Here is a 2,986-nt window from a genome sequence, read left to right as displayed (position 1 = left end):
GTGCGATCAATTTCTTTCCACGTTAGCCGTGCCACCATCTTTCCCCAAAATCAAACAAGCCTCGGAGGCCGACAGCGTACTGCCAGATCGGCACGGGCTTACCCCTTCATTGAACGCCAATCTTCGTCCGATCTGCAAGCGCTCGGATCATAAGCGCTGCATCGGACATGATCAATCAGCCCGATGGGGGGCGCCTACTCGCCATCCCACCCGGTTCAGAGCCCTCTATGCTGAGCCCGTGCTTTTGCGCAGTCTCCTAATCCAGCCAGGGGTGCATCCGCCAACGCATTACAAGAGCTCTTCGCTCCGCGGCAAGGCGGCAAACAACTGGTTGGCCCCAGATGCAGGACCGTGACAGCATGTGGCGGTGCGCCTTTGGCTAAGGCTTAGGAACAGCTTTTATTCATATGCCTCTCTTAGTATTGCCTGCACGACAAACGATCAGGGCCCTTCATGCAACCCATAGACTCTAACAGCACCCTATTCTTACTACTTGATATCACTCGCATATTGCGATCGCAGTTTGAGCGCAAAGTACAGGAGGCAGCACTGGGCATTACGCCAGGCGAAGCACGAACATTGACAAATATCGCCCGCTTCGGCCCCTTGAACCAAAACGAGCTGAGCGATCTGACTGGTTTTGGCGCAATGAGCGCCGGGCGCGTTCTGAAGAATCTCGAAGCCGCAGGCCTGGTGTCCCGAAACACTGACCCGAATGACCGTCGCGCCAAAATAGTTCAAGTCACACAGAAGGCAGCCCCGCTTCTGACGACACTGAAAGACGTAGGAGACGAGGTGGACGCTGTCACCCGCGGTGACATGTCTAATGAAGATTGGACATCTTTGCAGAGCATGTTGCAGACTGTACGCGAAACCCACCTAACCGCATATCGCAAGGCGCGCAGCCGAAGAGACGTCGGAATAAACTTGAGAGCGCTTTGAATGCCGCCATGCTCTGAAGAGCCTTTACGGCCTTCCAGTACTAAAAAACGCAAAAAGTGCGGCCTGAAAAGCTCGCAAAGCACAGCTCGACGCCAAGAGCCTGTTGCATCTATCAAAGAGCGCGCAAGAACGCAGATAAGGTCGATTTTAGTCAATGATACAGCGGATTTACGGGGGGAATAGGCCATGAGCTTCAAGCTAACGATTGATGCCGAGGAAGAGGCTCTTTCTCTCAAAGTCAGCGGCTTTGACGCAAAAGATCGCGCCCTGATCCAAGCTCGGTTGGCAGAAGTTGCAGAGCTTCTCGAAGAAATTCTATCTTCTGATGAAGCCGCAAACAGCCTCACCGAGGCAGAGCTCACGCGGTTGGAGCCAAGCCTCGCGGCGCTGGAGCTAAAGTACAAAATTCTTATGCACCAAGCTGGTGCGCTGGCGCAGGCCGCTAAAGGCATCGCCCAAGGCCATGAGACAATTTCTCAGCACGGGTTTCCGGAGTTTGATGATGCCTGACCAAAGAACGGCAACTGTCCACTTTGGGGCAAACCGTATCGCGACCGGCTTTATAGAATGCATATCAAATCACTTGGGGAAGGTCTTACTAAGTACGTCGACCAAAGCCATCACGCGCCATGAATACGTTCAGCACTTTAGAGCGACAATGGTCGCCTCAGACAAACTGGGCCTTCTACAAGGGGCTGTTGAGCCTGTTCTAAAGGACAACAAAACTCTTGACGCTTTTAAGCACATTATCATCAGCGAACACGCCCTTCTCGGCCCGGTGAGCGATATGCTCACCAAAAAAACCATGTTTCCTAAAGCCAAGCGCAGAGCTCAAAACCTCGACAATGCGTTCTCCGACCGCCAGCTGCATCTGCATTTAGCAATCGCCCCTCAAGCAGAATCTTGGACATATCTGCTGGCGGATGATGACATCTCCCCCGGTCCTTCTGACCGCGCGGCGCCAGTTCATTCTTGGGCCGACCTGGTGTCTCGCATCACGGCTGCCTGTCCCAGAGCTACCCTAACAGTTTGGAATTTCGAGCAGCCCCATCAGGTGATGCTACCGTTCTTGGCAGCCCTGCTTGATATAGACGTCGAGCTTGTTGATCCTCAAACCCGCAAAGCTCTGTCGCAAGAGGCTTGCCATCACCTTAAAAGCGCAAAGCTTCTCAGTAAGATTGTCCAAATCGATGAAGAGCTCCAGATCCGTATGGATGCTCAGTATGAGCTCGATCTGATCAGGATTGCCACCATGTCGAAGGTCACCTTGCGTGACGGCTGAGGCCAAGTTTGACCTTCGCCACGTCAGACAATGTTCCATGCCCCTTTCTTACGTTTCTTTATAGAAGCTTTCGCCAAAATGGCTTCGAAGAAACGCGGCCTGGGGCGCAGCCAGCTCCTCCAAACGCTCAATGACATAGTCCGGCAACTGCAGCGGCGCTGTTTGATGAACTCTCTCAGCAGCTTGAGAGTACTCAGAGGAAGGCAAGCCACAATGATGCTCGATCTTGCGCAAAAGGCTCAAAGGGTCTTTTCCGATTTGTCCGTAGGGTAAGTACAGCAATTGATCTGGCGCAAAACGTGCGCTCCACCGGGGCACATTGTTCAGATAATCTCCGCGCGTACGAAGTGCAGGCATGTCGAGGAGCTCCTCCCACTCCTGTGGCGATGAAGGCAGTTTCTTCCTGCGATGTGCATTCATGCGTAACTGAGACTTCAACCGATCCAAGGGGTTACGGATGAGGTAGATCAGTTTGCTCTGCGGCAAAAAGCGCCCGAAAAAGTCCACACCCTCATCTGGAATACATGAGTACTCCGGCGTGACATCAAGACATTTTTGATCCTCCGGAGCGCGGGAAAAAATGTACTTATACCACGTGCCGTTCAAAATGGGCGCGGTCTGCAGACGATCAAGATACGCCAGATAGGCCTCATCTGGGGGTGAGGCGCTTGCGAGATGGCGCGCGCGCGCCCCCTGAAGTCCCTGTTTGACATGCCACGGCGCCCACCGCCGGCATTCAGCAATGAACTTATGGTCAAAAAA

Annotated in this window: 4 protein-coding genes; 3 read left to right on the top strand and 1 reads right to left on the bottom strand. The window is 53.4% G+C overall.

Annotated features, from left to right (window positions below):
* Window positions 1-453: 453 nt before the first annotated feature.
* The 3 genes from ACGYK9_RS19225 to ACGYK9_RS19215 all read left to right on the top strand — a co-directional run bounded on the left by ACGYK9_RS19225 (window position 454) and on the right by ACGYK9_RS19215 (window position 2,224).
* Window positions 454-942, top strand: a complete 489-nt coding sequence (locus tag ACGYK9_RS19225) for a MarR family winged helix-turn-helix transcriptional regulator (RefSeq protein WP_394415298.1) — start codon at window positions 454-456, stop codon at window positions 940-942.
* Between the two features lie 186 nt (window positions 943-1,128).
* Window positions 1,129-1,452 (top strand): hypothetical protein, encoded by a 324-nt coding sequence (locus tag ACGYK9_RS19220; protein WP_394415295.1) that lies wholly within the window; start codon window positions 1,129-1,131, stop codon window positions 1,450-1,452.
* 148 nt (window positions 1,453-1,600) lie between these two features.
* A complete protein-coding gene (locus tag ACGYK9_RS19215) occupies window positions 1,601-2,224 on the top strand; it encodes a hypothetical protein (RefSeq protein WP_394415292.1) in 624 nt (207 codons plus the stop codon).
* Window positions 2,225-2,272: 48 nt separating this feature from the next.
* Here ACGYK9_RS19215 and ACGYK9_RS19210 read toward each other — a convergent pair.
* On the bottom strand, window positions 2,273-2,986 hold a 714-nt coding region (locus ACGYK9_RS19210), incomplete at its 5' end, for a sulfotransferase (RefSeq protein ID WP_394422710.1).

The sequence above is a fragment of the Sulfitobacter sp. 1A15258 genome (assembly GCF_043557045.1).
Classification (GTDB): domain Bacteria; phylum Pseudomonadota; class Alphaproteobacteria; order Rhodobacterales; family Rhodobacteraceae; genus Sulfitobacter; species Sulfitobacter faviae.
The sequence above is the reverse complement of the archived record's forward strand: the minus strand, read 5'-3'. Positions and strand labels throughout refer to the sequence as shown.